The 1,431-nt window shown below is 72.2% G+C and carries 1 pseudogene; it reads right to left on the reverse strand.

Going from position 1 to position 1,431, the window contains the following annotated elements:
• Positions 1–1,431 (reverse strand): annotated as a pseudogene (locus tag OOT08_RS14125) (VCBS repeat-containing protein); the annotation flags it as partial.

Below are 1,431 nucleotides of genomic sequence, written 5' to 3' on the forward strand. Positions count from 1 at the left end.
CGGGTCCGGGGTGAGCACGGGCGCGGGCACCTCAAGGGTCACGACGCGCACCGAGGGGATCTCTCCCCAGCTGAAGAGCGCGGGCGCGCCCGCGGCGAAGGTCACGGAGGACCCGGCCGGGTGCTTGGTGAGGTCGGCGAAGGAGCGGCCGAGATTCTGCTTGGCGAGCGTCCCGGGGATCAGGATGCCCCCGGGGACGGGCCCGGCCACCAGGTCGGCAACCTCCAGGACCCCGCTCGGGCTGAGCGGGAGCGTCCCAGCCACGAGCGCGCGCGAGTCGATCGCGGCGACGTACCCGGAGCTCGGCTGCTCGGGATCGATCGAGCCGTCCATCGCGCTGGCGAGCACCATCGACCAGCCGTCCATCCGGGCCGAGCCGACCGCGTGGCCGAAGTGGTCTCCGGAGGCGATGCCGTTCAGCCACCAGCCGCGCTGGGCACCGTCCGCCTCGCTCCGCACCGCCGGGCCGGACGCCGTGAGCGGGTTCGTCACGACGTTCACCCCATCGGGTCCGCCGGTGACCACCACGGCGCTGCCGGACTTCGGTTCGTCGGACTCGCCGCCGATCAGCAGCGAGTCGTAGCCGCTGCCCGTGATGTCGCCGAGGCCCACCGTGAGCGTGCCAAGCAGGTCATAGCCGCGCGGGGGACCGTCGATGCGGAACCCGGGGATCGCCACGTCGCCGACGGTGACGTCCCGTGACAGGTCGGTGATGACCCAGATCGCTCCGGTCCCGAAGCTCTCCGCGCCGGGCGCCTTCCAGGAGGACGATCCGACGGCGAGGTCTTCGCGGCCGTCCCCGTTCATGTCCCCGGCGCGGCTGACGGAGACGAGGTCGATGTTCGCGCCCGAGATCCGGGTGCCGGGTGCGGTCTCCAGGGCGCTCTCAGCGGGGAGATCGGCGGGGGCGAGCACGGTGACCGTGCCCCGGGTGTCGGTGAGGGCGATCTCGTCGCGGCCGTCCCCGTTCAGGTCGCCGACGCCGTTCGCGCGGGTCACGGAGCCGAGGATGGTGCGCCCGCGCTCGCCGAGCGTGTCCAGGTGGATATCGCCGAAGTCGGCCGAGCCGAAGACCACGAAGCTGGCCTGACCCTGCACCGTGATGACGAGGTCGTCGAAGCCGTCGCCCGTCGTATCCCCGGCGCAGCGCACGTCGACGCCGCCCATGGCGTTGCGGGAGCTGTCCAGGATGCGCACCGGCTCCAGGTCCTCGATGTTGCCGCCCTCGCTCGTGGGGTCGAGCAGGAGGTAGGCCCCGGTCGCTCCCGGGGAGGTATCGAAGGTCATGTAGGTACCGACGGCGAGATCGGGGGTGCCGTTTCCGTTGACATCGCAGGACACCTGGGACATCGTCGCGCCGAAGGCCGAGCCCTCCGGGCCGACGATGTTGCTGTCGCTCAGGATGCGCGGGGCGGAGGGGTCGGTCTCGCC

Source organism: Leucobacter sp. M11 (assembly GCF_035726885.1).
GTDB lineage: Bacteria > Actinomycetota > Actinomycetes > Actinomycetales > Microbacteriaceae > JAPFRB01.